We start from the raw sequence: 24,569 nt of genomic DNA on the forward strand, positions 1-24,569 counted from the left end.
AACGTCAAGACAAACAGGTCTGTCATGGCAGGTCATTCGAAGTTCAAGAACATCATGCACCGCAAGGGGCGGCAGGACGCGGCGCGCTCGAAGCTGTTCTCGCGCCTGTCCAAGGAGATCACCGTCGCGGTCAAGACCGGTGGCGGCCCCGACCCGGACATGAATCCGCGCCTGCGCCTCGCCGTGCAGAACGCCAAGGGCCAGTCGATGCCCAAGGACAATATCGAGCGCGCCATCAACAAGGGCTCGGGCGCCGGCGGCGACGACTATCAGGAGATGCGTTACGAGGGCTACGGCCCCGGCGGCGTGGCCATCATCGTCGAGGCGCTGACCGACAATCTGAACCGGTCCGCGTCCAATATCCGCGCCGCGTTTTCCAAGAACGGCGGCTCGCTCGGCGAGACCGGCTCGGTCTCCTTCATGTTCGATCGGGTCGGCGAGATCGTCTACAAGCCCGATGCGGGCGACGCCGACACGGTGATGGAAGCGGCCATCGAGGCGGGCGCCGAGGATGTCGAAAGCGGCGAGGACCGCCACACGATCACGTGCGCATTCGAGGATATCGGCGCGGTCTCGACGACGCTCGCCGACAAGCTCGGCGAAGCCGAATCGGTCAATGTCATCTGGAAGCCGCAAAATCTGACCCCGATCGACGAAGACCGCGCGCAGACCCTGTTCAAGCTGCTCGATGCGCTCGACGAGGACGACGATGTCCAGAATGTCTATTCGAACGAGGACATTTCCGAAGAGGTGATGGAACGGCTCAGCGCATGAGCGCGCCGGCGACCGCCGGCGCACCCAAACGCCCCGTCCGGTTGCTTATCGCCCTTGGCGCGCTGGTCCTGTTCGGCCTGTTCTGGGGCGCGGGACAGCCGCTCACCAAGGTCGCCGTGTCGACCGGCCACCACCCGATGGGCCTCGTCTTCTGGCAGTTCGTCTTCGCCGGCACCGCGCTCGGCATCGTCACGGCGATGCGCGGCGACCGCCTGCGTTTCGATGCGCACCATCTGCGCTTCTACATCCTCATCGCCCTGATCGGCACGCTGCTGCCGGGCCTTTTCTCCTACACCGCCGTCAGCCATCTGCCCGCCGGCATCGTCGCGGTCGCACTGGCCACCGTGCCGATGATGGCGCTGATGATCGCGCTTGGCATCGGCAACGAACGGTTCGCCCTGCATCGCGTGACCGGGATCGCGCTCGGCGTGGCCGCGATGATGCTGATCGCCCTGCCCGAGGCCAGCCTGCCGGACCGGTCCATGGCGCCCTGGCTTGTCGTCGCGCTCGTCGCCCCGTTCTGCTATGCGGCCGAGGGCAACTACATGGCCAAGGACGCCCCGGCCGGCCTGCATCCGATCCCGGCCCTGTTCGCCGCCTGCATCGCCGGCGCGCTGATCTCGGCGCCGCTGGCCATTTCCACCGGCACCTGGGTCGACCTGACCCAGCCCTGGCGGGCGCCCGAATATGCGATCGCCGGTTCGGGCCTGGCCCATGCCGTCGCCTATTCGGGCTACATGTGGCTGATCGCCTATGCCGGCGTCGTCTTCACCGCCCAGATCTCCTACATCGTCACCGGCGCGGCGCTCGCCTTCTCGATCGTCTTTCTGGGCGAGAGCTATTCGGGATGGGTGTGGGGCGCGGTGGCGATGATGGCCATCGGCCTGTTTCTCGTCCAGCCGGCCCGCAACGTCGACTAGCTCCTGAGGCCGTCGAGCGCGGGCAGCGCCAGAAGGGCCGCGCAGGCGACGATGATCAGCGCGACGCGCCTGTAGCCCGCCTCGCTGGCCATGCCGAACAGGCGCGCACCGACGAAAAGCGCCACCAGGTAGACGGGCATGCAGGCAATGCCCAGACTGACCGACCGCGCCGTGAAAAGCCCGCTGACATAGAGCCCGGCGATCGCAAACAGCTCCGCGGCGGCCAGAAAGATGATCAGGTTGGCGCGAACCACTCCCGCCCCGGTGCGCAGCGCCATCCAGTAGAGGATCACCGGCGGGCCTGCGATCGAGGCGGCCCCGCCCAGAAAGCCCGACATGCCGCCGACCGCCATCCGCACCGGCAGGTTGCGCGGGCCGGTATAGTACCAGCCGCTCCACAGCACGGCGACAACGATGAAGATAACCACCGACATGAACCAGCGCAGCAACGTCGGATCGCCGGCGATCAGGAACCACAGACCGAGCGGCAGCGCGATCGCATAACCGGCCAGGATCGGCGGCAGTTGCCGCCAGTCGGCGCGGGGCCAGGCAGCGGCGATCAGCGGAACCATCGGCAGCGTGTCGATCAGCGCCACGATGACGACGGCGATCTGCGGGCTGTAGGCCGCCGCCGCGATCGGCACGACGATCATCGCCGTACCGAAGCCCGAAAAGCCGCGCACCACGCCGGCGACCGCCACCGCTGCGATCACCGCCCACAACGCCGCTCCGGTCTCGAGCGTCCACCAGCCCATGCGATCCTCCCGCCCGGCGGCTCTGGCACGCGCTTGCAGCGACCACAAGCCGCAACCGCAGCGATACGCCTGTTTTCTTTTTGTTCACATCGTGCCGCTAGCGGTCTAGCCTGAGCGCGAGGCAGACATGAACGAAACGATTCGCATCATCGGCATCGATCCGGGGCTGAGGCGCACCGGCTGGGGCATCGTCGAGGCCACCGGCAACCGGCTGGGTTTCGTCGCGGCGGGCACGGTGCGCTCGGACGGCGCGGCCGATCTCGCCGCGCGCCTGTGCCAGATCCATGACGGGCTCGGCACGGTGCTGGACCGCCATGCGCCCGACGAGGCCGCCGTCGAGGCGACCTTCGTCAACAAGGATGCCGCCGCGACGCTGAAGCTCGGCCAGGCACGCGGTATCGCCATGCTGGTGCCCGCCCGCGCCGGGCTGCCCGTGGCCGAATACGCGCCCAACGCGGTCAAGAAGGCGGTGATCGGCGTCGGCCATGGCGACAAGGGCCAGATCGCCATGATGGTGCGCACGCTTCTTCCGAAAGCCGTGTTCGACACCGAGGACGCCGCCGACGCGCTCGCCATCGCCATCTGCCACAGCCATCACCGCGGCGCGGCGGCACTGCAGCGACGGCTGGCGGGGGTGTGACGCTGCGGCTAGTGTTCTTGACTTGTTCCGAAGGTTGGAATAAGTAAAGATCGTCGGTAGCGGGGTCACCCACAATGCGTGTTTCGGAGAAAGGCCAGGTCACAATCCCCAAGCATGTGCGCGAGCAGGCGGGGATACGGCCCAACAGCGATGTCATGATCCGCCTTGAGGGCGGTCGCGTGATCATCGAGCCGGTTGACGGTGCCGAAAGCCGCTCCATGCGCGACCGCATGGAACGGTTCTTGAAGGAACTGGACAAGCTGGAGGGCACCGGCGATCCGGCCCTCGGTGCCGAGGACGTCATGCGCGAAACACGCGACCGCACCTGATGGCCACGCTTGTCGACACCAACGTGCTGATCGACGTCGCCTACCGCGATCCGCACTGGATGCAATGGTCGAAAATGGCAATGGCGCAGCGGGTGGCCGAAGGGCTCGTCATCAACCCCGTCATCTTCGCCGAATTCAGCTATCGTTTCGACAGCGCCGACAGCGCCGAAGCTGCCCTCGCCATAGACGGTCTCAATCGCGAGCACCTGCCCTGGGAGAGCGCATATCTCGCCGGACGCGCCTTCCGGCTCTACCGTCGGCGCGGCGGTGCGCGCCAGGGCACGCTGCCCGATTTCTTCATCGGAGCCCATGCCGCCGTGCGCGGCTATTCGGTTCTGACGCGCGATCCCTCCGGCTTTCGCGAGTTTTTCCCCGCCCTTTCCATCGTCGCACCGGACACGCACCCATGATCGGCAAGCTGAAAGGAACCGTCGACGAAATCGGCGAGGATCATGTCATCGTCGACGTGCACGGGGTCGGCTATGTCGCCTTCTGCCCCGTCCGCACGCTGTCGGCGCTGAACGAGGGCGAGGCGGCAACGCTGTTCATCGAGACCTATGTGCGCGAGGACCAGCTGAGACTGTTCGGTTTTCAGAGCGCGCTCGACCGCGAATGGTTCCGCCTGCTGCAGAGCGTGCAGGGCGTCGGCGCGCGCGTCGCGCTGGCCGTTCTGTCGACCCTGTCGGCCGCCGATCTCGCCAACGCCATCGCCTTGCAGGACAAGGCCATGGTCGCCCGCGCGCCCGGCATCGGGCCCAAGGTCGCCCAGCGCATCGTCGCCGAACTGAAGAACAAGGCGCCCGCCTTTGCCGGCGATGCGGCGCCCGGCATCGGCCTCAGGCAGGAGCTGGGCGAAGGCGCAGCGCCCGCCCCGGTCGCCGACGCCGTCTCCGCGCTCGCCAATCTGGGCTATTCGCGCGATCAGGCGGCGAACGCGGTGGCCGCCGCGATCAAGACCGCCGGCGAAGGCGCCGACAGCGCCGCGCTGATCCGCCAGGGGCTGAAGGAACTGGCGCGGTGACGCCGCGGTCCTTGCCTTGGACCCGTCTCCTTACTATGTTCAGAAAGTAAGGAAATGCGACGGTCTGGAGAAGGTTCATGGGATCCTTTACAACGCTGACATCGAAAGGACAGATGACGGTCCCCAAGGAAGTGCGCGAGATGCTCGGGCTGCAGACCGGAATGCGCCTTTATGTTTCGGTCAAGGACGGCAAGATGGTCGTGCAGCCCAAGAACCAGAAACTGTCCGATCTTGCAGGCTTCCTCGGCAAGCCGCCCGGTGGAAAGAGCCTGCCGATCGAAGACATTGACGAGGCGATCATGGACGCTGTTACGGAAGATGACGAACGCATCAAGCGGGACTGGCGCAAGTCAGAACCATGATCGGCATCGACACCAACATCCTGCTGCGTTTTTTGGTCGATGACGACCCGGAACAATGCCGCCTTGCCCGCGAACTGCTGGCGGCATGCACGCCCGAAAGGCCGGCCCTTATCTGTTCGGTAACCCTGGCCGAAACCGTGTGGGTTCTGAACCGATCTCTCGGCTACCCTAGCGAGGCCGTTCTGGAAATGGTCAGCCGTCTCCTCGCCTCACGGGAAGCGATCGTCGAACATGGCGAAAGTCTGGGCCAGGTGCTGCAGAACCTGGGCTCCGAAGACCTCGCTGACTTCCTGATCGCGTTTTCGAACAGCCAGGCCGGCTGCAGCCACACGGTCACCCTCGACCGGCGGGCGGCGCGGCGCGTCCCCGGCATGGAACTTCTGGCATGACCGAGCCGGCCCGCCTCATCTCCGCCGACAAGCGCGACGAGGACCTCGACACCTCGCTGCGGCCGCGCACGCTCGACGACTTCACCGGCCAGGCGGCCGCGCGCGCCAACCTCAAGGTGTTCATCGAGGCGGCGACAAAGCGCGGTGAGGCGCTCGACCATGTCCTGTTCGTCGGCCCGCCGGGTCTCGGCAAGACCACCCTCGCCCAGATCATGGCGCAGGAGCTGGGCGTCAACTTCCGCGCCACCTCCGGCCCAGTGATCGCCAAGGCCGGAGATCTTGCCGCGCTGCTGACCAATCTCGAAGAGCGCGACGTCCTGTTCATCGACGAGATCCACCGGCTCAACCCGGCGGTCGAGGAGATCCTCTATCCGGCGATGGAGGATTTCCAGCTCGACCTGATCATCGGCGAAGGGCCGGCGGCGCGCTCGGTCAAGATCGATCTGGCCAAATTCACCCTCGTCGCCGCCACCACGCGGCTTGGCCTTCTGACCACGCCCCTGCGCGACCGGTTCGGCATTCCGGTGCGGCTCAATTTCTACACGGTCGAGGAGCTGGAGACGATCGTCACCCGCGGCGCGCGCATCATGGGCCTTGCAATGGGCGATGACGGCGCCCGCGAGATCGCCGCCCGGGCGCGCGGCACCCCGCGCATCGCCGGCCGGCTGCTGCGCCGCGTGCGTGATTTCGCCGATGTCGCCGGCGCCGAACGGGTGGACCGCACCGTCGCCGACAAGGCGCTGTCGCGGCTCGAGGTCGACACGATCGGGCTCGACGAACTCGACCGGCGCTATCTGAACCAGATCGCGCGCAATTTCGGCGGCGGGCCGGTCGGCATCGAGACGATCGCCGCCGCGCTCAGCGAGCCGCGCGACGCGATCGAGGACATCATCGAGCCCTATCTGATCCAGCAGGGCTTCATCCAGCGCACCCCGCGCGGCCGCATCCTGACGGCCAACGCCTGGGGCCATCTGGGCCTTGCCGCCCCGGCGGACCTTGCTGCCATGCAGGCGGGCCTGTTCGACGAGAGCGAATAGGCGGGCAAGCCCTAGACGAGCGCTGCCCAAAGCACGTGGCCGGCCATGTAGATCACGATCACGGACCCGATCGTGTAGAAGGTGGCCCGCAGCTCATGCGAGCGCTCCGTCGCATAGGCCCAGAAATGGGCAAGGCGCGCGACCACGAAGCCGTACATCAGAAGCTGCGCCAGCCAGAGGGCCGGATCGACGGTCACGAAAAGCAGACCCGCCGCCCAGAAGGCGGGGATGTTCTCCAGATCGTTCCGGTGCATCCGGCGGGACCGGTCGACATATTCGTTGACCTCGATCTGCGAGGGATCGGGCGCCCTGTTGATCGGTCCCTTCCGAAGATCCTCGGGGCTGGCGAACCCGGCGCTCACCTTCATCATCCGGTGCACGGTCATCCAGCCCTGCCCCATGACCTTGAGCACCATGAGCGCCGACGCGACGAGGTAGGCGGCGAAGACAGGATTGTCCAAGGAAAGCGCGGTCATCGTGCTGGCCTCCGTTACGGCGCCCCGGTCAGGCATGCGCCTTTACTTACCAGTGGTAAGTGAGTTATCTTACCATCGGTAAGCTGTCAAGATCGGGACTCATGTCGACATCGAGGACCAGCGACGAGATCGTGCGGATCGCCCGCGAAGTCCTTGCTTCGGAGGGGCTTGCCGGCATCTCTTTCGATGCGATCGCCCGGCGGCTCGGGCGATCGAAACAGGCCGTGCTTTACTGGTATCCGACGAAGCACGACCTTCTGGCCGCCATGTTCCTTCCGTGTCTGGAGGCGGAGGCCGAGACGGCGACCCGATCGGTTGCCGGGGCGTCCGGACGGCCCGAGGCGATCGGCGCCTATGTCAGGGCCATCGCGCGGTTTCATCTCGATGACCTCGACCGGTTTCGCCTGATGTACCTTTTGCCGCAGACGATCCGGCAGGCCGCGCAGGAGCCTCACCACCGCCCGCTGCTCGACAAGGTCTACCCACTGACGGACAGGGTCTACGGGTCGCTCGCCCGCCACCTCGGCGGCGAGCCGTCGGTCGCTCGGCGGCAGGCCGTGGCCATCCACTCAGCCGTCCTGGGGCTGGTCCTCATGTTCGGCCTCGCAGACAATCTGAGCGATCCGCTCAAGCACAACCCGGCCGAACTGATCGATGCGCTTGTCGCGTCCCTTCAGGCCGGGTGACGCGTGCAACCGATGGCGCCGCACGCGGGGGCGGGCGTGCTCACGACGCCGCCTCGGCGTATGCCCGCGCCGAAGCCGTCTTGCGTCCGACGATCGCCGGCGCTTCGTGGATCAGGTCGTCGTTGGTCAGCGCATCGACCATGAACAACGCAAAATCTGTGCGTTTGGTCAGATTGCTGGCAAGGACCGGGTCCCCGACATGGCGAGACCAGACCGGCAGGCCGTCGCTTTCTCCTTCTTCCATGTCGGACCCTCGGACCACCGTCCAGAACGTGTCCGAAGCGAAGACGCGGCGGCATGCCTCGACCTGGTCGCCGATGTCGGCAAAGCGAAGCGGCCGCGCGAAGAACCCGAAGAACGCAACGAAAGCGCGGGCACGCCACGGATAGACATCCTTGCCGTCCATGCTGATGTGCCAGCCGCACGAGAAGACCAGCCGCGCACCGGCCTCGGCACTGTCGAGCACCGCCTGAGCCGTTCCGGTCGCATAATTGTCGACGCCCCAGGGAACCAGAACCACGAGGACGCCCTGACAGCCCTTCACCGCCTCAGCCACGACGTCACGATCGTCGGTCCGACCCGGAAAGATGGTGATGCGGTCGCCGAAGCGGTCGAGCTTTGCCGTGCTTTCGGGACGACAGACGCCGACGACCTCATAGCCGCGGGCAAGCGCGTGCTCGACCATGTACTGGCCGAGCTTTCCCGATATTCCGATGATGCAGATCCGTCGCATTGCCGGGCCCGTTTTGCCGCGGCGTACCGTGCCTTGCGGCACTATAGCGGTGTTTCGCGCCGGCGAAAGCAGGCCAGTGCGGCCAAGAGGCAGCAACCTGCGACCGGTTCGAGGCGGCGACGGGAAAGCGTTCGATTAGGCAAGGCCTTGTCTAATCCATCAGTGTCCAGATCAGCCGGTCGTGCAGCGGCTGGTCCAGCCGTTCGCCGCCATAGCCCTGCACCAGCCCGAACGCGCCGCCGAACGACCACACCGACCAGCCGAACCCGTGCGCCTCGGCCTTGCCGATCATCGCGCGCATATAGTTCAGCCGGTATTGCGCCGGCACGTCGAGATCGGTGCCCCACTCGCGCCCGATCATCCCGAACTCGCCGAGCAATATGTCCTGGCGCGCGATGTCGTGCGCGTCGGCCCATGCCGAAACGGTGGCGAAAGGCGGCGCCAGCGCGGCCATCGGATCGCCGGTCGCGCGCAGGTCCCGCGCATGATCGCGCAGGAAGCCCAGCGCCCTGCGCTCGGCCCGGCCCGCCAGCGCGGCGCGGATGCGCCCTTCATTGCCGGCGACGATCCGGTCCCATCCGTCGGCATCGACCGCATCGGGCGGCCACGGGATGTCGCGCAGATGGGCGACGATGTCGCCGGCCCATGTCGCGCCCTGATGGGTCACCATGAAGGGCTCGTAGGAATGGAAGGTCCAGATCACATTGTCGTCGCCGATCGTGTCCGGATCGAGCGCGGCGAGCCCGTCGGCCGAGCCCCAGCAGGCGCCGGTCAGAACCAGCGTGATGTCGCCATTGGCCGCGCGCGCCGCCCCGTGCAGCGTTTCGAGCATGCGCGCCCATTGGTCGCGCGCGCCCCGGTCGTAGCAGTCGAGCGTCGGCTCGTTGATCACTTCGAGCGCGACCGTTCCGGCCGGCCAGCGTTCGAGATGTCCGGCGACCTGCGCGACGGTGTCCGCATAGCGCGCGAACAAGGCCTCGCTCGCCATGATCTGGTCGGTGCCGGCATAGGCGTCGCCCGACCCGCGCGGGATCGTGTGCATGTCGACGATCACGTTCAGCCCGCTGTCCACGATCATCGCGATCGCCGCGTCGATCCCCGCCATGATCGCCGCCAGTCGTTCTGGATCGGCGTCATGCAGCAGGAAGGCCGGTTCGACCGGCATGCGCACCGTGTCGAACCCGGCCGCCTTCAGTTCGGCGAAATCGTCCGGCGAAACATGCCGTCGCCACTCGGGAAAGGCCGCGATCACGTCGACGTCGTTCCATCGTTCGGCGCCGGGCCACTCGACCCACAGATCGGTCGAGATCGACCGGCGCACCTCGAAGGTGGCGGCGAAGGCCGGCATGGTGGAAACGGTCAGAAGCGCGATCAGCGCCGCGCGCAGGCTTGCAATCATGGCGGCGATTTTCCAATGAGGCGGCCCGTCTGATACCACGGAGCCCGCCCGCCGATGAGCGAAATCCCCGACGATGGTAAACCCGGCGCGCCGCGTCTCGTCGCGCTCGACGGCGTGCTCGAGGCCGGCGTCCACCGCTTCTCGGCCCGCGTCTACTATGCCGACACCGACTTCTCCGGCGCGGTCTATCACGCCCGCTATCTGGAATGGCTCGAACGGGGCCGGTCGGACTATCTGCGTTGCCTGGGCGTCCGGCACACCGATCTCGCCGCCGGCGCAACGCCCTTGTTCTGGGTCGTCCGGCACATGCAGATAGACTTCCGCGCCGCCGCCCGTATCGACGACATCATCACTGTCGAGACCCGCCTTGCCGAACTGCACAAGGCGCGCATCGTCATGACCCAGACCATCCTGCGTGGCGACCGGGCGCTGATCGGCGCGCGGGTGATGGCCGCGCTGATCTCCGATGCCGGCCGGCCGCAGCGCATGCCCAGGGACTGGGCCGCGCTGTTCAGGGAGCATCTGGCGCGGAGCGCTCTAACCGATCCTTAAGGATAACAATCGATAAACGCCGCTGACGAGGGTGTGCCGCCGGCCGCCATCGTTTGACCGAATTTGTGCCTGAAAGCGCGCAAGGACCGGCGGCGGGCTCGGCACAGGCCCGCCTCGTGCCCCAAGCGCCGCCGAAGACCCATTCAAGGAAACGACCATGGAAACGCTACCGCTGGCCGCCCCCGCGCACGACATGTCGATCTACGGCCTGTTCATGCAGGCCGGCTGGATCGTCAAGCTGGTGATGATCGGCCTTCTGGCGGCATCGATCTGGTCCTGGGCGATCATCATCGACAAGACCATGGCCTTCGCGCGGATGCGCCGCCAGTTCGCCCGCTTCGAGGAGAATTTCTGGTCGGGCCAGTCGCTCGAGGAACTCTACCGGACCCTGTCCGACCGCAACGTCACTGGCATGGGCGCGCTGTTCGTCGCCGCCATGCGCGAATGGAAGAAGTCATTCGAGCGCGGCGCGCGCTCGCCGATGAGCCTGCAGAGCCGCATCGACCGGGCGATGGACGTCGCCCTCGGCCGCGAGATGGAGCGTCTGGAAAGCCGGCTGGGCTTTCTCGCCTCGGTCGGCTCGGTCGCCGTCTATGTCGGCCTGTTCGGCACGGTGATCGGCATCATGACCTCGTTCCAGGCGATCGCCGGTTCTGAATCGACCAACCTCGCCGTGGTCGCGCCGGGCATCGCCGAGGCGCTGCTCGCCACCGCGATCGGCCTGCTTGCGGCCATCCCGGCGCTCGTTGCCTACAACAAGCTGATCAACGATGCCGGCAAGCTCGGCGCGCGCATGGAGGCGTTCGCCGACGAGTTCTCCGCCATCCTGTCGCGCCAGATCGACGAGCGGATGTCCCAGACGCAGCGCCAGGCCGCCGAATAGGAGCACACCATGTCCGGCACCTCGTCCGGTTTCGTCTCGCGGCGCAGGCGCAATCGCCGCCCCGTGACCGCAAGGCCCATTTCCGAGATCAACGTCACGCCGTTTGTCGACGTGATGCTGGTCCTGCTGATCATCTTCATGGTCGCAGCGCCGTTGCTGACGGTCGGCGTGCCGATCGACCTGCCCGAAAGCCGCGCCCGCCAGCTCAATTCGGACACCCAGCCGATCACCATCTCGATCAACGATGCCGGCGAGATCTTCCTGCAGGAAACCGAGATCGCCATCGACGATGTTGTGCCGCGTCTGGAGGCGATCTCCGAGACCGGTTATGACGAGCGCATCTACATCCGCGCCGACCGCGTCACCGACTACGGCACGGTGATGGCCGTTATGGGCCGCATCAACCAGGCCGGCTACCGCAATCTCGGCCTCGTCACGCTCCAGGAACAGGACGGCTGATCCGATGCGCGTCGGCCTTGCGACATCGGCCACCCTTCATGTTCTCGTGCTCGGCTGGGGCCTGATCACCCTGTCCGAGCCCGACGCGTTCGACGTGGACGATGTCGAGGCGCTGCCGGTCGAACTGGTCAGCCTGGCCGAGATCACCCAGATCCAGGAAGGATCGGAAGACGCGCCTTCGCTCGATCCGGCCGCCCCCGAGCCGGTCGAAACGCCCGAGCCCGAGCCCGAAGCGGTCAATGTCGGCGACAGTGAACGCGACCAAGCGACGCCCGAGACCGAGGAACAGCAGCCCGTCGAGGTCGAGGAGGCGCGCCTGCCCGATCCGGTCGACGTGCCGGTGCCGCAGCCCGTCGAGCGCCCCGAACCCGAACCCGTCGCCGAACCCGAGCCCGAGGCGCCGGCCACCCCGGCCACCGAGGTCGCGCCTGACCCCGAACCGGCCCAGGACGTCACCCCCGATCCGGTCGAGGAGGTGATCGAGGCGGCCGAGCCCGAACCGACGCCCGAGCCGGAATCGGTGGCCCTGCCCGAAACCATCCCGACACCGACCGCGCGGCCCGAACGCCCGCCCGCGCAGACCGCCGAGACGCCCAATCGCGAGGACCGGGAGACGCCGCAGACGCAGGCCGCGACCGAAAGCCCGGAGACGCCCGATCCGAGCGAGACGGACGAGGTGGCCAACCTTCTGAACCGCGAGCGGGGCTCCGGCGGCGGCGCGGCGCCGTCCGAACAGACCGCCTCGCTGGGCGGCGAACGCTCGACCGGCGGCACCACGCTGACCCAGAGCGAGATGGACGCGCTGCGCAGCCAGATCCAGGCCTGCTGGAACCCGCCCGCCGGCGTCATCGACGCGGCCGAACTGCGCGTGTCGGTGCGCTTCCGGCTGGATCCGTCCGGCCGGGTCGAGGGACAGCCGACCATCACCAACAGCTCCGGCAACCGGCAGGCCGACGAGAGCGCCCGCCGTGCGGTCCTGCGCTGCGGCATGAACGGCTACAATCTGCCCGCCGACAAGTATGATGCATGGCAGGATGTCGTCGTCAATTTCGACCCCAGCGAGATGTTCCGGTGAACCCGTCGCGCCGTCCGACCATTGTCTCGATGACACATCCCTGCCCCATATCGCCCCTAACGGGACGCCAAATTCTGGTCCAGCCAAAGGATTGACCATGATGACGACCATTCGCGCCGGCCGGCTCGCGGCCCTGCTGCTGGCCTTCGCATCGCTTCTTGCCGCGACCGTGCTGCCCGCCCGGGCGCTGGTCGAGATCGACATCAACCAGGGCAACATCGAGCCGCTGCCGATCGCCGTCACCGACTTCATTTCCGGCGACGGGATCGGCGCGCAGATCAGCCAGGTGGTTGCCGACAATCTGCGCCGGTCAGGCCTGTTCGCGCCCGTCGACAAGGGCGCCTTCATCGAGCAGGTCACCAATCCCGACGCGGCGCCGCGCTTCGAGGACTGGCGCGTCATCAACGCCCAGGCGCTCGTGACCGGCCGGGTCGTCGAGGAAGCCGGCGGCCGGCTGCGCGCCGAGTTCCGGCTGTGGGACACGTTCGCGGCCGAACAGATGGCCGGCGAACAGTTCTTCACCAACCGCGACAACTGGCGGCGCGTCGCCCACATCATCTCCGACGCCATCTTCGAGCGGCTGACCGGCGAGAAGGGCTATTTCGACACGCGCATCGTCTACGTCGCCGAGAGCGGACCGCGCGACAACCGCACCAAGCGGCTGGCGATCATGGACCAGGACGGCTTCAACCAGCGCTACCTGACCCGGGGCGGCGACATCGTGCTGACGCCGCGCTTTTCGCCCTCGCGCCAGGAGATCACCTACATGGACTTCGCCGGCGGCGAGCCGAAGGTCTATCTTCTGCAGCTCGAGACCGGACAGCGCGAACTGGTCGGCGACTTCCCCGGCATGACGTTCAGCCCGCGCTTTTCGCCCGACGGCCAGAAGATCGTCATGAGCCTGCAGCAGCCCGACGGCAACGCCAACATCTACGCGATGGACCTGCGCTCGCGGAACACCACGCGGCTGACCAACTCGGCCTCGATCGACACCTCGCCCTCCTTCTCGCCGGACGGCTCGCGCATCGTCTTTGAATCCGACCGTGGCGGCCGCCAGCAGCTCTACGTGATGGGCGCGAACGGCGGCCAGGCGCAGCGCATCTCGTTCGGCAACGGCTCCTACTCGACGCCGGTCTGGTCGCCGCGCGGTGATCTGATCGCCTTCACCAAGCAGTCCGGCGGCCAGTTCTCGATCGGCGTCATGCGTCCCGATGGTTCGGGCGAGCGCATCCTGACCACCGGGTTCCACAATGAGGGACCGACCTGGGCGCCGAACGGCCGCTATCTGATGTTCTTCCGCCAGGAAGCGGGCGCGGCCGGCCCGCAGCTCTATTCGATCGACCTGACCGGCCGCAACGAGCAGCGCGTGCCGGTCGAGGGCTTCGCGTCCGACCCCGCCTGGTCGCCGCTTCTGGAGTGAGCAAGACGGCGACGCCGCGTTGTTGCCGCATTTGGGCGGCACCGCGGGGCGTCGCTCCGATCCGCACGGCAGGGGCCGGATTAGGCGTTCGTTAACCGTTCGGCTCAAACGGCGGTTAACCGAAACGGGGTTACCGAAAAGCTTCGGCGAATGATGGCATTCGACCGATCTGCGTACAATCAAGGGGATGTTGGCCATGGGCCCAATTGCAATGCGCCCGGTGCGCGCCGTCTTCATCGTGGCGATCGCCGCTCTGACCATCACAGGCTGCGCCCAGAACCGGTCCAACCTGCCGGACAATGCCGGCGATCTGGGTCTGTCCGGCGCCGCGCCCGGCTCGACGCAGGACTTCACCGTCAATGTCGGCGACCGCATCTTCTTTGACACCGATTCCTCGGTCATCCGCGCCGACGCGCAGACCACGCTTGCCCGCCAGGCGCAGTGGCTGAACCAGTATCCGAACTATCAGATCACGGTCGAGGGCCACGCCGACGAACGCGGCACGCGCGAGTACAACCTGGCGCTCGGTGCCCGGCGTGCGGCCGCGACCAGGGCGTTCCTGGAATCGCGCGGCGTCAGCGGCGCGCGCATCCGCACCATCTCCTACGGCAAGGAACGGCCGGTTGCGACCTGCGACGCCGCCTCCTGCTGGAACCAGAACCGCCGCGCGGTCACCGTGCTCACCGGCACGGGAAGCTGACCTGACCCGCGCACCCGGCTTGCGCCAGATGCGGCCCCGGAACGCTCCGGGGCCGTTTTTTGTTGACCTGCCGGCCTGCACCACCAAAATTTCGTCGCACTGGCGCGCCATGACCTGCGCCGGGAAAAACGGACAGCTTCCAGCCGCAAACCATTCAGGACCAAGCGATTTGACCCATCCCATCCGATTCATGCTCACCGTGCCGGGGCTTTGCCTCGTGGCGCTGGCAACGCTCGGCGGAACGGCCGCCGCGCAGATCAACGATCCGCGCATCCTCCAGCTCGAGGAGCAGGTGCGCCAGCTCACCGGCCGCGTCGAGGAGCTCAACTTCCAGCTTCTGCAGATGCAGGAGCAGATGCGCCGCCAGCAGGAGGACAACGAGTTCCGCTTCCAGCAGCTCGAGACCCAGCAGCAGGGGGCGGTCCAGCCCGCCCCCGCCGGCGCAACCGACGATGCCGGGACCGCCGCGCCCGCGACCGGGACGGCCGAACGCGTCGGCCCGCCCGCCGCGTCCGATACGCAGACGACGACCGGCACCCAGCCCCGCGATCTGGGCTCGCTGCGCGTCGACGAGCAGGGCAACGTGCTGGGCGCGGACATCGACTTCTCCGAACAGGGCATCAACGCGGCGATCAGCAACGATCCGACCAATGCGATCAGCGGCGAGATCGACCCCGAGGCGCTCTACCGGATCGGCTACGAGCACGTGCTCGACGGCGACTATGCCGTCGCCGAGCAGGTCTTCGAGCGGTTCGTCAGCCTGTATCCGGACGATCAACTCGCCCCCGACGCCCGCTTCTGGCTGGGCGAGAGCGTTCTGGCCCAGGGCCGGTTTGAGGATGCCGCGGAGATCTTCATCGATACGCGCGCGCGTCATCCTCAAGCCGGCAAGGCGGCCGAGACCATGCTCAAGATCGGCACCATCATGGCCGCGCTCGGCGACCGCAACATCGCCTGCGTGACCTTCGAGGACGCGCTTCGGACCCATCCGGAGATGGGCGCGACCGTGCGCCAGAAGATCGAGGCCGAACGCGCCAAGGCGCAATGCTGACGACGGCTCCGGCGCTGGCGGACGAAACCGGCGTCGACCGTGCCGTTCACGATGCGCTCGGCCGGATCGCCTTCGCGCCGCGCCGGCCGGTGATCGTGGCCCTTTCCGGCGGCGGCGATTCGACCGCGCTTGTGCACATCACCCATGCCTTCGTGCGGTCCTCGCGCGCCGATGTGCCGCTGATCGCGGCCACCGTCGATCACGGATTGCGGCCCGAAAGCGCAGACGAAGCGCGCGCCGTCGCCCGAAGCTGCGCCGATTTCGGCGTTCGCCATGTCACCGAGCGATGGGCCGATCGCCCCGCCACCGGCCTGCAGCAGGCCGCCCGCCTTGCGCGCTACCGCCTTCTGACCGACCTCGCCCGGTGCGAGGGCGCGTCGATCGTCCTGACCGGCCACACCGCCGACGACCAGGCCGAGACCCTCGCGATGCGCAGGGCCCGTGCCACGGACGGTCCGGGGCTCGCCGGCATCGATGAAGCGACGCTGAGCGAGCGCGCGGTCTGGTTCGCACGGCCGCTGCTGGAAACGCAGCGCACCGATCTGCGCGCCTGGCTTTCGGCGCGCAGCATCGGCTGGCTCGACGATCCCTCCAACCGGGACCCTTCCTTCGAGCGCGTCCGCGTCCGCGCCGCGCTGAAGCCCGCCGACCGCGCCGCGCTGAACGCCGAAGCTTCGCGACGGGCCGAACGGCGTCGCGCCCTCGCCCGGGCCGGCGCGGCCTGCCTTAACGACCGCCTGGTCTGGCGCATGGATGACGGCGCGCTCACGGTCGACCCGGCCGGCATCGCCGCGCACGGCACCGATGCGCGCATCGCCGCGATGGCCGCCGCGCTCGCTTGGACGGGCCGGCTCGAACACCAGCCGCCGACCGGCCACGCCGAACGGGCGCTCGCCTTCTGCGCCGAGGCGGAGAGCGGCGCCGCGCTCACCATCGCCGGCTGCCTGATGCGCAAGAGGGACAGGCTCGTCCGGCTCGTGCCGGAAGCCCGGAACCGCCGTTCAGCGGCGATGCGCGGCTTCGACCGGCTGTTGCCGGCGGCCGACTGGCCGCTTGCCGCGGCCCTTGCCCGACTGCATGGCGCGGCGCTCTATCCGCCCCCGCCATTCACCAACCTGCAAACAATTGCCGCACATTAGTCGCAGCCTGCCCGCTGCGACTTGGCAAGACGGACATCGAAACCTATCTTGCCGACAGGTCAAGACACGCGCCGCGCGCGCCGCAGGGATGCATACATGAACCCCAACTATCGAAATTTCGCGCTGTGGGCGATCATCGCCCTCATGCTGGTCGCCCTGTTCAACATGTTCCAGGCGCCCAGCGAGGGCACCGCCTCGCGCGACATCTCCTACACCCAGTTCCTGCAGGACGTCTCGAACGGACGCGTGCAGTCGGTGACCATCCAGGGCGAGCAGATCGTCGGCACCTATTCGGACACCGGCGCGACCTTCCAGACCTTCTCGCCGGGCGATCCCGACCTGGTCGCGCGGCTCGAGGACCGTGGCGTCGAAATCCGCGCGCGGCCTGAAACGGATGGCTCGAACTCCTTCATGGCGGTGCTTCTGTCCTGGCTGCCCATGATCATCATTCTGGGCGTGTGGATCTTCTTCATGCGCCAGATGCAAGGCGGCGGCAGTCGGGCGATGGGCTTCGGCAAGTCCAAGGCCAAGCTTCTGACCGAGGCGCACGGGCGCGTCACCTTCAACGACGTCGCCGGCGTCGACGAGGCCAAGCAGGACCTCGAGGAGATCGTCGAATTCCTGCGCGATCCGCAGAAGTTCCAGCGCCTGGGCGGCAAGATCCCGCGCGGCGTGCTGCTCGTCGGCCCGCCCGGCACCGGCAAGACGCTGCTCGCCCGCTCGGTCGCCGGCGAGGCGAACGTGCCCTTCTTCACCATCTCCGGCTCGGATTTCGTCGAAATGTTCGTGGGCGTCGGCGCCAGCCGTGTCCGCGACATGTTCGAGCAGGCCAAGAAGAATTCGCCCTGCATCATCTTCATCGACGAGATCGACGCGGTCGGCCGTCATCGCGGCGCCGGTCTCGGCGGCGGCAACGACGAGCGCGAGCAGACCCTCAACCAGCTTCTGGTGGAGATGGACGGCTTCGAGGCCAACGAATCGATCATCCTGATCGCGGCCACCAACCGGCCCGACGTGCTCGACCCGGCGCTGCTGCGTCCCGGCCGCTTCGACCGGCAGGTCGTCGTGCCCAACCCCGACATCATCGGCCGCGAGAAGATCCTGAAGGTGCATACGCGCAACGTGCCGCTGGCGCCGAACGTCGATCTGAAGGTGATCGCCCGCGGCACGCCCGGCTTCTCCGGCGCCGACCTGTCCAACCTCGTCAACGAGGCCGCACTGATGGCCGCGCGCCGCAACAAGCGGCTGGTCACCATGCTCGAGTTCGAGGACGCCAAGGACAAGGTGATGATGGGCGCCGAGCGCCGCTCGAGCGCGATGACCGAGGAAGAAAAGACGCTGACCGCCTATCACGAGGCCGGCCACGCGATCCTCGCCCTCAACGTGCCCTCGTCCGACCCGGTGCACAAGGCGACGATCATTCCGCGCGGTCGCGCGCTCGGCATGGTCATGCAGCTTCCCGAGGGCGACAAGTACTCGATGAGCTATAAGTACATGATCTCGCGGCTGGCGATCATGATGGGCGGCCGCGCCGCCGAGCAGATCAAGTTCGGCAAGGAGAACATCACCTCGGGCGCCGCCTCCGACATCGAGCAGGCCACCAAGCTGGCCCGCGCCATGGTCACGCAATGGGGCTTTTCGGACGAGCTGGGCCAGGTCGCCTATGGCGAGAACCAGCAGGAAGTGTTCCTGGGCCATTCGGTCGCCCAGCAGCAGAACATGTCCGAGGCGACCGCCGAGACGATCGACGCCGAGGTGCGCAAGCTGATCGACGAGGCCTACAGGACGGCGATGAACATCCTCACCGAGAAGAAGGAGGACTGGATCACGCTCGCCGAGGGTCTGCTCGAATACGAGACGCTGTCGGGAGACGAGATCAAGGAACTGCTCGCCGGCAAGAAGCCCTCGCGCGACATGGGCGACGATACGCCGCCCACGCGCGGTTCGGCCGTGCCCAAGACCGGCGCCGCCAAGAAGCCCTCCAAGGGCAAGAAGGGTGGCGGAGAACCGGACTCCGGCGGCATGGAGCCGCAGACGCCCTGACCATTTACGCAGAACCCCGCCTTCGAAGGCGGGGTTTTTGGTTGCCTGCCTCGAGCTCAGCGAACCCGCTTGCTGGTTCCTCGTGACAAATGAAAACCCCGGCCGGAGCCGGGGTTTCGCGCGATCGGCAATGCAGAGGGTGCCGGTCGATCCGAAGGTCGGATCAGAGGCCGAGGCCCTCGTAACGCTTCTGGAACCGCGACACGCGGCCGCCACGGTCGAGCAGGCCCTGCTGACCGCCGGTCCAGGCCGGGTGCGAATTGGGGTCGATGTCAAGGCGCAACGTGTCGCCTTCCGAACCCCAGGTCGACCGTGTCATATATTCGGTGCCGTCGGTCATGACGACCTTGATCATGTGGTAGTCGGGATGGATGTCGGCTTTCATCGTCACTGTCCGTCAAAAGTAGGGTGGCGCCGTTGATCGGTCATCATTTACGCCAGATTGCAATGGAAAAGCCGTGCGCGCCCGGCCCACGGCTTCAAAAAGCTTGGTCCGGCCTATACATCAGCAAGGCACGGTAGACAAGAGCGACAGCGGGCCGAACCACGGGCCCGGAACCGCCACACCATCGGGGTCTTCATGAGTTCTGCAACGTCCAGCCAGCCCGTCATGAACAGCGTGCCCGAGCGCGATCGCAGCGACGGCGAGGACGCCCGCCGGCGGTCGCTGCAGCCGCTGGCACGGCTGGTGCCCTATGTGCTGCGCTACAAGGGCCTGCTCGCCGGCGCCGCCTTCTTCCTGCTGCTCGCCGCCGCCACCACGCTGACCCTGCCGACCGCCGTGCGCCGGGTGATCGACCACGGTTTTTCCGGCAACGATGCGGGCCTGATCAACCAGTATTTCTCGATGCTGCTGATCATCGCGCTGATGCTCGCGGTGGCGAGCGCGCTGCGCTACTATTTCGTCATCATCCTGGGCGAGCGCGTGGTCACCGACGTCCGCCGCGATGTCTTCGCCCATGTGATGACGCTGTCGCCGGCCTTCTACGACACCGCCCAGTCGGGCGAGATCGTCTCGCGGCTGACCGCCGACGCGACCCAGGTGAAATCGGCCGTCGGCGCGACGGCATCGCTCGCCCTGCGCAACCTGATCCTCGGGATCGGCGCGGTCACCATGATGATCGTCACCAGCCCGCAACTGTCGGCGCTGGTGGTCGGCGCGATCCCGCTGATCGTCCTGCCGATCATCCTGTTCGGCCGCCGCGTGCGCAAGCGCTCGCGCGCCGCCCAGGACACGCTCGCCGAAGCGTCGGCCTATGCCTCCGAGGCGATCGGCGCGGTGCGCAGCTTCCAGAACTTCACGTCCGAGCGCATCGCCGGGCTGTTCTATGGCGGTGCGGTCGACCGGGCGTTCGGCGCAGCGCGCATGGCCGTGCGCGCCCGCGCCGGCCTGACCGCGTTCGCGATCTTCCTGATCTTCGCCTCGATCGTTTCGGTGCTGTGGATCGGCGCCCAGGCCGTGCTCGCCGGCACGATGACGCCCGGCACGCTCGGCCAGTTCCTGCTCTACGCCATGTTCGCCGCCGGCGCGCTGGGTCAGTTGTCGGAGGTCTGGGGCGAGGTGCAGCAGGCGGCCGGCGCCGCTGAACGGCTGTCCGAACTGCTCGCCGAGGAACCGCTGATCGCAACACCGAAGGACCCGTTGCCGCTGCCTTCGCCGCCGCTCGGCACGGTCGGTTTCGACGAGGTGACCTTCGCCTATCCGACCCGGCCGGACGACAGCGCCGCGCACGATCTGACCTTTGCCGTCGAGCCCGGCGAGACGGTCGCCATCGTCGGCCCGTCCGGCGCCGGCAAGTCGACCATCTTCGCGCTGCTGATGCGCCAGTACGACCCGCAGGCGGGCATCGTCCGCATCGACAGCGTCGATCTCAGGCGCGCCGATTTGATCGAGGCGCGCCGGCGCATGGCGATCGTCCCGCAGGACGTGACGATCCTGTCGGGCACGGTCGCCGACAACATCGCCTTCGGCAAGCCCGACGCCTCCCATGACGAGATCGTCGCGGCGGCGAAGGCGGCCCAGGCGCACGGCTTCATCGAGGAACTGCCGCTCGGCTACGACACCCAGGTCGGCGAGCGCGGCGTGACGCTTTCGGGCGGTCAGCGCCAGCGCGTCGCGATCGCCCGCGCGATCCTGCGCGACGCGCCGATCCTGCTGCTCGACGAGGCGACCTCGGCGCTCGACGCCGAAAGCGAGACGCTCGTCCAGAAGGCGCTCGAAACGCTGATGGAAGGGCGCACGACGCTGGTCATCGCCCACCGCCTCGCGACCATCCGGAAGGCCGATCGCATCCTCGTCATGGATCGCGGACGCATCGTCGAGGAAGGCACCCATCAGAGCCTTTCGGCCAAGAAGAACGGGGTCTATGCGCGCCTTGCCGCCCTGCAGTTCGGGGCGGGACAGGCGGCGTGAGGCAGCGGCCATAGGGCCGGCTTTCGCGGCGAACGTCTGACAGAGTGTGTGCATCAAACGATTTTCTGATGCACACATTGACGCGTGTGCAGCAAAATAATATTTGATGCACACAATCGGGAGCTTGAAATGCCATGAACATCGTCGCGCACAGCCGTCCGGCCGTCGTGGCCTATCAGGACCTGCTTCGCCTGCATCTGGACGAGCGTGCGGCAAACATCGTCGGCGCGATCGAAGAACGGCATCGCAATGGCCGCAAATATCTGTACGAGCGCTTCCGGATCGGAACCGAGATGGTCAGCCGCTATCTCGGCGAGGACAGGCCCGAACTGCGTGCCCGCCTCGAGAAGGCGCAGGCGCTGAAGGCCGACGCCGAGGGACGCCGGAAACAGATGGCCCGACTGGCGCGCACGCTGCGTGCCGAAGGGTTCATCGCCGCAGACCGGCAGACCGGATCGATCCTGCTCGCCTTCGCGCGGGCCGGCATGTTCCGGCTGGGCGGCACGCTGGTCGGCACTGCCGCCTATGGTGTCTACCAGGGCGAACTCGGGGTCCGCATGGATTTCGAGGAACTGGCGCAGACCGACGACATCGATGTGGCCAGCTTCCAGCGTCTTTCGGTCGCGCTCGACGACATCGTCGACGCCAAGCCAGGCGACATCCTCGGGACGCTGAAATTCGACCCGGCGCCGGATATCGACAACAGGCAGATCTGGAGATGGCGACAGAGCAATTCACAGACGCTGGTCGAATTCCTGACGCCCGCCTTCGGCGACGAGACCTTCAGGCCGCTGCCGGCGCTGGGCGTCAGCGCGCAGGCGCTCAACTATCTGAACTATCTGATTGCCGATCCGATCAACGCGATCGTCCTTTACCGTTCGGGCGTGCTCGTTCAGGTGCCCCGGCCTGAAAGGTTCGCAATCCACAAGCTGATCGTTGCCGACCGGCGCCGTGGCGGAGCCGACCGGCTGAAGTCGCGCAAGGACCGGGCCCAAGCGGCCTTCCTCATTGCGGTCCTATCCGAAGACCGGCCCGACGAACTGGCCGAGGCCTATGAGGACGCCCTGTCCCGTGGTCCACGCTGGCGCGAACGGATCGCCGCCAGCCTGAAACGACTTCCCGAAACGGCCGGCAGGCTCAAGGCCCTGACCTGATGACAGGCGGGCCGCCTATCGCTCGGTCAGCTTCAGTTCGATCCGGCGGTTTCGGGCCCGGGCCTCGTCGTCCGTGTTCGGCTCGAGCGGCTGGAACTCGCCGAAGCCGGCGGCGACCAGCCGGTTGGGCGGCACGCCCTCCTCGATCAGGAACTTGACCACCGAGGTCGCCCGCGCGCTGGACAGTTCCCAGTTGTCGGCGAACCGCCGGCCCGACGAGATCGGCACATCGTCGGTGTGGCCGTCGACACGCAGCACCCACGAGATCTCCTCGGGGATCTCCTGTTCGAGATCGATCAGCGCGTCGGCAAGCTTGGCGAGTTCTTCCTCGCCCGCCTCGTTGATTTCCACCTGACCCGACGAGAACAGCACTTCGGACTGGAACACGAACCGGTCGCCGACGATGCGGATGTTCTCGCGGTCCGAAAGGATGTCGCGCAGCCGGCCGAAGAAGTCCGACCGGTACCGGTTGAGCTCCTGCACCCGCTGCGCCAGCGCCACGTTCAGACGACGGCCGAGATCGGCGATCTTCGCCTGCGCCTCGGCGTCGCGATCCTCGGACACTTCGAGCGCGCCCTCCAGCGCGGCGATCTGGCTGCGCAGCGCCGCGATCTGCTGGTTGAGCAGTTCGACCTGGCTGAGGGCACGCTGGCTGGCGACACGCTCTTCCTCCAACTCACCCGTCAACTCGCCGATCCGCTCGCGCGCCGCCTCGCCCGCCCCGGCGCCCGCGTCGAGGAGCTGTTGCAGCCGCGACCGCTCGTCCTCGGCCTCGGCCAGCGAGGCGCGCAGGCCGAGCAGCTGGTCCTCGGCGTCCTGCCGGTCGGACCGTTCCAGCGCCAGAAGCTGGGTCAGTTCGTTGATCTGCGCGTTGAGCCGGTTGAGCACCTGGTCCTGGCCGGAAATCTCGCGGCTGAGCAGGAACTGCGCCAGCACGAACACCGACAGAAGGAACATGATCGCCAGCAGCAGCGTCGACAGCGCATCGACGAAGCCGGGCCAGTAGTCGACGCCGCCCGTGCGGCGACGGGTGCGGGCCAGCGCCATCGGTCAGCGGTCCTTTTCGAGCGTCGACAGCAGGTCGGCCAGCCGGTCGAGCGTCTCGCGGGTCGCCTTCTGGTCGCGCGCCTGCGCATCGACCCAGTCGCGCATCATCTGCTGTTCGCCGCGCATCGACTTGACCAGGCCATGCACGCCCTCGGCGAGGTTGGCGAGCGCTTCGGCCTGGCGCGGGCTGCCGCCGCCGCTGTCCTTGATCGCGGCGATCTGGGCGGTCAGCGCGGCAAGCTGGTCGGCGTCGGACGCCGGCAGCGGAACGCCGGACTGGTCCATCTGCGTCACCGAGGACAGCCAGTTTTCCAGTTCGGTGTAGAACCGGTTCTGCGCACGGCCGGCCTGCAGGTCCAGAAAGCCGAGAACGAGCGAGCCCGAAAGGCCGAACAGCGAGGAGGAAAAGGCCGTGCCCATGCCTTCGAGCGGCGCGCTGAGCCCGGACTTGAGCGAGTCCAGAATGTCGTTGGTGTCGCCCGTGCCCGGATCGAGCGACTGGATCGTCGTGCCGATCGAGCCGATCGTCGCCAACAGGCCCCAGAACGTGCCGAGCAGGCCGAGGAACACCAGAAGACCGATCAGATAGCGTGAGGTGTCGCGCGATTCATCGAGCCGCGTGCCGATCGAATCGAGGATCGAGCGCATCGACAGCGTCGTCAGCGCCACCGACTGCCGGCCGCTGAGCATCGCCTTCATCGGCGCCAGCAGCACCGGCTCGCGGCGCGAGGCCTTGACCGTGTCGCCGACCTTGAAGGAGTTCACCCACGACACTTCGCGGAACAGCCGCGTCACCTGCAGGAAGACCAGCACGATGCCGACCGCCAGCACGCCCAGGATCAGCCCGTTCAGGCCCGGATTGGTCATGAAGGCGGTCGAGATCTGCCGGAACAGGATGGCCGCGAGGAAGCCGACGATCACCAGGAAGATGATCATCGACAGCAGGAACACCTGCGGGTTGGAAAGCCGGTATGGATCGAAACGGCGCCGCCCCGCCTTGGCGGCGGCGTCATCTGCCGCAGGGGCATTCATCGCCTCAACTCTCCCGTCAAGCCCGTTGTCGGATGGTTCGCCATCGGCGCCGATACTAACGGGAACTGTGGCCAAAATGA

At 67.2% G+C, this 24,569-nt stretch carries 28 protein-coding genes; 21 read left to right on the forward strand and 7 right to left on the reverse strand.

All coding sequences use genetic code 11. The features are described from left to right. The first annotated feature begins 24 nt into the window (after nt 1-24). Both E0E05_RS14455 and E0E05_RS14460 read left to right on the forward strand, forming a co-directional pair. Nucleotides 25-774 carry a YebC/PmpR family DNA-binding transcriptional regulator gene (locus E0E05_RS14455; RefSeq protein WP_131617354.1) on the forward strand — a complete coding sequence of 250 codons (750 nt, stop codon included), beginning with the start codon at nt 25-27 and terminating at the stop codon, nt 772-774. Further along, nucleotides 771-1,694: a DMT family transporter gene (locus E0E05_RS14460; protein ID WP_131617355.1), complete on the forward strand. Its 924-nt coding sequence runs from the start codon at nt 771-773 to the stop codon at nt 1,692-1,694. Before E0E05_RS14455 ends, E0E05_RS14460 begins: the two co-directional genes overlap by 4 nt. Here E0E05_RS14460 and E0E05_RS14465 read toward each other — a convergent pair. Beyond that, complete coding sequence (locus E0E05_RS14465) at nt 1,691-2,449, reverse strand: sulfite exporter TauE/SafE family protein (protein WP_131617356.1); 759 nt, start codon at nt 2,447-2,449, stop codon at nt 1,691-1,693. The two genes, E0E05_RS14460 and E0E05_RS14465, sit on opposite strands and share 4 nt — an antisense overlap. 127 nt (nt 2,450-2,576) lie before the next feature. On the opposite strand from E0E05_RS14465, the gene ruvC reads away from it, so the two are divergent. The 7 genes from ruvC to ruvB all read left to right on the forward strand — a co-directional run bounded on the left by ruvC (nt 2,577) and on the right by ruvB (nt 6,227). Next, nucleotides 2,577-3,089 carry a crossover junction endodeoxyribonuclease RuvC gene (gene ruvC / locus E0E05_RS14470; RefSeq protein ID WP_131617357.1) on the forward strand — a complete coding sequence of 171 codons (513 nt, stop codon included), beginning with the start codon at nt 2,577-2,579 and terminating at the stop codon, nt 3,087-3,089. A 74-nt stretch (nt 3,090-3,163) separates the two neighbouring features. Next, nucleotides 3,164-3,418: an AbrB/MazE/SpoVT family DNA-binding domain-containing protein gene (locus tag E0E05_RS14475; RefSeq protein ID WP_131617358.1), complete on the forward strand. Its 255-nt coding sequence runs from the start codon at nt 3,164-3,166 to the stop codon at nt 3,416-3,418. Beyond that, nucleotides 3,418-3,828, forward strand: a complete 411-nt coding sequence (locus E0E05_RS14480) for a type II toxin-antitoxin system VapC family toxin (RefSeq protein WP_131617359.1) — start codon at nt 3,418-3,420, stop codon at nt 3,826-3,828. Before E0E05_RS14475 ends, E0E05_RS14480 begins: the two co-directional genes overlap by 1 nt. Next, nucleotides 3,825-4,439 (forward strand): Holliday junction branch migration protein RuvA, encoded by a 615-nt coding sequence (gene ruvA / locus E0E05_RS14485; RefSeq protein WP_131617360.1) that lies wholly within the window; start codon nt 3,825-3,827, stop codon nt 4,437-4,439. Before E0E05_RS14480 ends, ruvA begins: the two co-directional genes overlap by 4 nt. 77 nt (nt 4,440-4,516) lie before the next feature. Next, the gene (locus tag E0E05_RS14490) at nt 4,517-4,801 is read left to right on the forward strand and encodes an AbrB/MazE/SpoVT family DNA-binding domain-containing protein (protein WP_131617361.1); all 285 of its coding nucleotides are present in this window, start codon (nt 4,517-4,519) and stop codon (nt 4,799-4,801) included. After that, nucleotides 4,798-5,190, forward strand: a complete 393-nt coding sequence (locus E0E05_RS14495) for a type II toxin-antitoxin system VapC family toxin (RefSeq protein ID WP_131617362.1) — start codon at nt 4,798-4,800, stop codon at nt 5,188-5,190. Before E0E05_RS14490 ends, E0E05_RS14495 begins: the two co-directional genes overlap by 4 nt. Then, nucleotides 5,187-6,227 carry a Holliday junction branch migration DNA helicase RuvB gene (gene ruvB, locus E0E05_RS14500; RefSeq protein WP_131617363.1) on the forward strand — a complete coding sequence of 347 codons (1,041 nt, stop codon included), beginning with the start codon at nt 5,187-5,189 and terminating at the stop codon, nt 6,225-6,227. The genes E0E05_RS14495 and ruvB overlap by 4 nt, the downstream gene beginning before the upstream one ends. An 11-nt stretch (nt 6,228-6,238) precedes the next feature. Here ruvB and E0E05_RS14505 read toward each other — a convergent pair whose 3' ends face one another. Continuing rightward, nucleotides 6,239-6,703: an MAPEG family protein gene (locus tag E0E05_RS14505; RefSeq protein WP_039725184.1), complete on the reverse strand. Its 465-nt coding sequence runs from the start codon at nt 6,701-6,703 to the stop codon at nt 6,239-6,241. A gap of 101 nt (nt 6,704-6,804) precedes the next feature. On the opposite strand from E0E05_RS14505, the gene E0E05_RS14510 reads away from it, so the two are divergent. Beyond that, nucleotides 6,805-7,389, forward strand: coding sequence for a TetR/AcrR family transcriptional regulator (locus tag E0E05_RS14510; protein WP_131617364.1), 585 nt, complete (start codon nt 6,805-6,807; stop codon nt 7,387-7,389). Between the two features lie 40 nt (nt 7,390-7,429). On the opposite strand, the gene E0E05_RS14515 is transcribed toward E0E05_RS14510, so the two are convergent. Both E0E05_RS14515 and E0E05_RS14520 read right to left on the reverse strand, forming a co-directional pair. Continuing rightward, on the reverse strand, nt 7,430-8,122 hold the full coding sequence (locus tag E0E05_RS14515; protein WP_131617365.1) for an NAD(P)-dependent oxidoreductase: 693 nt from the start codon (nt 8,120-8,122) through the stop codon (nt 7,430-7,432). Between the two features lie 151 nt (nt 8,123-8,273). Then, complete coding sequence (locus tag E0E05_RS14520) at nt 8,274-9,521, reverse strand: glycoside hydrolase family 5 protein (protein ID WP_131617366.1); 1,248 nt, start codon at nt 9,519-9,521, stop codon at nt 8,274-8,276. Between the two features lie 54 nt (nt 9,522-9,575). Here E0E05_RS14520 and ybgC point away from each other — a divergent pair, with 54 nt between their 5' ends. From ybgC to ftsH, 9 genes are all read left to right on the forward strand, one after another. Further along, nucleotides 9,576-10,073: a tol-pal system-associated acyl-CoA thioesterase gene (ybgC, locus tag E0E05_RS14525; protein ID WP_131617367.1), complete on the forward strand. Its 498-nt coding sequence runs from the start codon at nt 9,576-9,578 to the stop codon at nt 10,071-10,073. Between the two features lie 157 nt (nt 10,074-10,230). Next, nucleotides 10,231-10,956 carry a protein TolQ gene (gene tolQ / locus E0E05_RS14530; RefSeq protein ID WP_131617368.1) on the forward strand — a complete coding sequence of 242 codons (726 nt, stop codon included), beginning with the start codon at nt 10,231-10,233 and terminating at the stop codon, nt 10,954-10,956. A 9-nt stretch (nt 10,957-10,965) separates the two neighbouring features. Then, nucleotides 10,966-11,415 (forward strand): protein TolR, encoded by a 450-nt coding sequence (gene tolR / locus E0E05_RS14535; protein WP_131617369.1) that lies wholly within the window; start codon nt 10,966-10,968, stop codon nt 11,413-11,415. Nucleotides 11,416-11,419: 4 nt separating this feature from the next. Beyond that, nucleotides 11,420-12,490 (forward strand): TonB family protein, encoded by a 1,071-nt coding sequence (locus E0E05_RS14540; protein WP_131617370.1) that lies wholly within the window; start codon nt 11,420-11,422, stop codon nt 12,488-12,490. Nucleotides 12,491-12,587: 97 nt separating this feature from the next. After that, complete coding sequence (gene tolB, locus E0E05_RS14545) at nt 12,588-13,910, forward strand: Tol-Pal system beta propeller repeat protein TolB (protein ID WP_131617371.1); 1,323 nt, start codon at nt 12,588-12,590, stop codon at nt 13,908-13,910. Nucleotides 13,911-14,106: 196 nt separating this feature from the next. Beyond that, on the forward strand, nt 14,107-14,610 hold the full coding sequence (pal, locus tag E0E05_RS14550) for a peptidoglycan-associated lipoprotein Pal (RefSeq protein WP_244597743.1): 504 nt from the start codon (nt 14,107-14,109) through the stop codon (nt 14,608-14,610). A gap of 169 nt (nt 14,611-14,779) precedes the next feature. After that, on the forward strand, nt 14,780-15,661 hold the full coding sequence (ybgF, locus tag E0E05_RS14555; protein WP_158629382.1) for a tol-pal system protein YbgF: 882 nt from the start codon (nt 14,780-14,782) through the stop codon (nt 15,659-15,661). Continuing rightward, nucleotides 15,655-16,800, forward strand: coding sequence for a tRNA lysidine(34) synthetase TilS (tilS, locus tag E0E05_RS14560; RefSeq protein ID WP_131617374.1), 1,146 nt, complete (start codon nt 15,655-15,657; stop codon nt 16,798-16,800). The genes ybgF and tilS overlap by 7 nt, the downstream gene beginning before the upstream one ends. A 96-nt stretch (nt 16,801-16,896) precedes the next feature. Next, on the forward strand, nt 16,897-18,843 hold the full coding sequence (gene ftsH / locus E0E05_RS14565; RefSeq protein WP_131617375.1) for an ATP-dependent zinc metalloprotease FtsH: 1,947 nt from the start codon (nt 16,897-16,899) through the stop codon (nt 18,841-18,843). A 163-nt stretch (nt 18,844-19,006) separates the two neighbouring features. Here the strand turns inward: ftsH and rpmE are convergent, their stop codons facing one another. Next, nucleotides 19,007-19,228 (reverse strand): 50S ribosomal protein L31, encoded by a 222-nt coding sequence (rpmE, locus tag E0E05_RS14570; protein WP_131617376.1) that lies wholly within the window; start codon nt 19,226-19,228, stop codon nt 19,007-19,009. A 225-nt stretch (nt 19,229-19,453) separates the two neighbouring features. Between rpmE and E0E05_RS14575 the strand changes: the two genes are divergently transcribed. After that, nucleotides 19,454-21,256: an ABC transporter transmembrane domain-containing protein gene (locus E0E05_RS14575; RefSeq protein WP_131618057.1), complete on the forward strand. Its 1,803-nt coding sequence runs from the start codon at nt 19,454-19,456 to the stop codon at nt 21,254-21,256. A gap of 134 nt (nt 21,257-21,390) precedes the next feature. Further along, nucleotides 21,391-22,410, forward strand: a complete 1,020-nt coding sequence (locus E0E05_RS14580; RefSeq protein WP_131617377.1) for a nucleotidyltransferase family protein — start codon at nt 21,391-21,393, stop codon at nt 22,408-22,410. Between the two features lie 15 nt (nt 22,411-22,425). On the opposite strand, the gene E0E05_RS14585 is transcribed toward E0E05_RS14580, so the two are convergent. Together E0E05_RS14585 and E0E05_RS14590 are read right to left on the reverse strand one after the other, a co-directional pair. Continuing rightward, complete coding sequence (locus E0E05_RS14585; protein ID WP_131617378.1) at nt 22,426-23,457, reverse strand: peptidoglycan -binding protein; 1,032 nt, start codon at nt 23,455-23,457, stop codon at nt 22,426-22,428. Between the two features lie 3 nt (nt 23,458-23,460). Continuing rightward, nucleotides 23,461-24,489 (reverse strand): MotA/TolQ/ExbB proton channel family protein, encoded by a 1,029-nt coding sequence (locus E0E05_RS14590; protein WP_131617379.1) that lies wholly within the window; start codon nt 24,487-24,489, stop codon nt 23,461-23,463. Nucleotides 24,490-24,569 lie beyond the last annotated feature (80 nt).

The organism is Roseitalea porphyridii (genome assembly GCF_004331955.1).
Classification (GTDB): Bacteria; Pseudomonadota; Alphaproteobacteria; order Rhizobiales; family Rhizobiaceae; genus Roseitalea; species Roseitalea porphyridii.